Annotated in this window: 4 protein-coding genes; 3 read left to right on the forward strand and 1 reads right to left on the reverse strand. The window is 40.7% G+C overall.

The window, feature by feature from the left end:
• On the forward strand, positions 1-317 hold a 317-nt coding region (locus ACQRBJ_RS15790), incomplete at its 5' end, for a hypothetical protein (RefSeq protein ID WP_445304197.1).
• Position 318: 1 nt separating this feature from the next.
• Here ACQRBJ_RS15790 and ACQRBJ_RS15795 read toward each other — a convergent pair.
• The gene (locus ACQRBJ_RS15795; protein WP_445304198.1) at positions 319-639 is read right to left on the reverse strand and encodes a hypothetical protein; all 321 of its coding nucleotides are present in this window, start codon (positions 637-639) and stop codon (positions 319-321) included.
• Between the two features lie 233 nt (positions 640-872).
• Between ACQRBJ_RS15795 and ACQRBJ_RS15800 the strand changes: the two genes are divergently transcribed.
• Complete coding sequence (locus ACQRBJ_RS15800; protein WP_445304199.1) at positions 873-2,459, forward strand: ATP-binding protein; 1,587 nt, start codon at positions 873-875, stop codon at positions 2,457-2,459.
• A gap of 103 nt (positions 2,460-2,562) precedes the next feature.
• Positions 2,563-2,907 (forward strand): Imm40 family immunity protein, encoded by a 345-nt coding sequence (imm40, locus tag ACQRBJ_RS15805; protein WP_217759873.1) that lies wholly within the window; start codon positions 2,563-2,565, stop codon positions 2,905-2,907.
• The last annotated feature ends 2 nt before the right edge of the window (positions 2,908-2,909 follow it).

Raw genomic sequence — 2,909 nt, forward strand, 5'->3', positions numbered from 1 at the left:
CCGTAACGATAGGTTTGACGCATCGAGACATCTCTACTTCTATTCATGGACAATACAACTATGGAATCATGGGATTGAGTTTCCGGCCTGGTGACGCCTGTGTGGTTTCAACCTTCCGATTGAAACGAAAGGATGACTTATGGAAAGTAACAATCCATGAATTCCTGCATTCTCGCGGTTTGCCGCATTGCAAGAAGGATGTCCCGAAGTGCCTGATGCAGGATGCCCATGGCAAGAATACTTTCTACATGAAACATGGGTTGTGTGAGGATTGCAAGAACTCTTTGAGGATGATTATGACTCATCAAGAGAGATAATTCAATTTATCGTGCCTTGAATATAATCCAAGGCACGGAGCTCCACCTTGCCGTGAAGTTGGAACTTGGCAGGTAATACTCCATCTGATACCAAAATAAACTGGCGGAAGAAACTGCCGCCCCGTTCCTCTACATTATCCTTCACCTTGTCGCTTCTCGAAATTCCCAGCACGATGTTGCCATTCGCCATCGCGCAATAGCCAAGACGGGAAACATCCGAAACCAGTTCCTTGCCGTTCATCACCAGACTGCCCAGATATTCGTTGGTGCTGGTGTGGTCGGCACTTCGGCGCCTCTTTTGATGCCTTGATATGGATGTCATCGTATAGGTTGCTGCTTGCCAGAATGAGCTTTTGAAGTCCTGGATTTACTTTGAAGATATAGTCTTTGTTGACGATGAGGCTCTTGCCAACTCGATGGAAGGTACAATAAGTGAACTTTTGTGCAGGTTTTTTCCTCCTTTGAATCTTTCATGCAAAATAACGACAGGTAAACCAAGGATATATGAAAATAAAATTGTATCTTTGCACCATAATTTATTAAAAAGGCTGCAATATGAAATATCCTATAGGAATACAAGACTTCGAAAGAATCATAGAGGATGGCTATGTTTATCTGGACAAGACAGGCTTGGTCTATGATTTGGTTCATAATGGAACAATTTACTTTCTGTGTCGTCCTAGACGATTCGGAAAGTCGTTGCTCGTATCTACCCTGAAGTGTTATTTCGAGGGCAAGAAGAAGTTGTTCAAGGGCCTTGCCATCGACAAGTTGGAGAAGGAATGGAAGCAATATCCTGTGTTGCATCTCTCTTTTGGTGGACAAAACTTTGTAGAGCCTTATGCGTTAGACAAAGTTTTGGAGGAGTTTGTTGCCATGGCAGAACGTATCTATGGACGTGAGGAGTTGGCCGAGACTTTAGGCAGCCGCTTTAAGGCAGTGTTGGGGAAAGCTCATCAGAAGACAGGAATGAGGGCTGTCGTATTGATTGATGAATACGATAAGCCATTGTTGGATGTCATGGATATGGATATTCCTGTAGGAAAAACTCAGAATAAAATAAGTTTGGAAGAGTATAACCGTAATCTTCTCAAAGGTTTTTATTCCGTTTTTAAGGAAGCCGATGCCGACTTGCAGTTTGTTTTGTTGACTGGTGTTACTAAGTTCTCACAGGTGAGTGTGTTCAGTGGTTTTAACCAACCTAACGACATCAGTATGGACGAGCATTATGAGGCACTTTGTGGTATTACGGAAGAGGAATTGTATTCTACTTTTGATGAGCAAATCAAAGCGATGGCTGTGAGATATAAAACCACAGAGGAAGGAATGAAATACAAACTGAAGAGGAAGTTTGACGGTTATCATTTTAGCTCTAACTTGCTCGATATCTATAATCCGTTTAGTATCTTGAATTCTTTGAGCAAGAAGAAACTAAGCGACTTTTGGTTTCGTACTGGTACACCAACTTATTTGGTTCGCTTGCTTTCCCATTTTAAGGAGAATTTGAATGAGTTGACTGGCAAGTATTATCCAACAAGTAGTTTCGTGGATTATCGGGCAGATGTAGAAGCGCCATTGCCTATGATTTATCAGAGTGGCTATCTTACGATAAAGGATTGGAACATGAATATGGATTCCTATCTTTTGGATTTTCCGAATGATGAGGTAAAAAATGGTTTCCTTACTTTGGTGGCTACTAGCTATTTACAGCCAAAAGAGTCGACTGATGCTTTTGTTTTACAAGTGGTGAGTGCTATGGACGTGGGTGATTGTAAACAGTTGGAGAATCTGATGACTTCCTTCTTTGCCAGCATTCCTTATAGCCAGCGTCGCAAGGACGATGAGCGAGAGAAGGAGCGTTACTTCCAATATACCTTCTATCTCGTATTGAGAATGATCAGCTGTTTCACGGTGTTCATTGAAAAGCAGCAAAGCGAAGGTAGGGTAGATTGTGTGGTAGAGACGCCGAACTATATCTACATCTTCGAATTCAAGCGTGATGGTTCGGCAGAGGAAGCCTTGAAGCAGATAGAGGATATGGGCTATGCCAGGGAATATGCAGCTGATGGCAGAAAGATTTATCAGATAGGCTGCAACTTCTCATCGAAGACGGGAACCATTGATGGATGGAAGGTGGTATAGGTTATCGCAAACGAATACTGCCTTTGTGTAAGCATGTGTATGCTTTTTATCCGCACTAGCACAAAGGCTCATGTATTAGACATAAACTATTTAGACTCATAAAATGAAACAGAATGATATAATTTCAATTATTCAAGATAATAATATTTCCGAATATTATTCCTTGATGGATTTAGGTATTGAAGGCTATGCTTTTCCATATCAAGAAGCACTAAAAATAGTGCAGACATGTAAACTCTTAGCGATTCCAATCTTAGGAGGTGATGTATATAGTATGAATGATTCTACTATAGAGAGCACTAGTGATAATTGGTATTATAATAGAACTCCAGATGAGTCATATTACGATTACGTGCAAAATAGTTGTAATAAATCCGAATCTTACATCAGGACTTTTATAAATCATTTTTGTGATAAGCCTTTATTTTCTTTTGTCCTAGAAGCTTAATA

The organism is Prevotella sp. SGI.167 (assembly GCF_050313615.1).
Taxonomy (GTDB): Bacteria; Bacteroidota; Bacteroidia; order Bacteroidales; family Bacteroidaceae; genus Prevotella.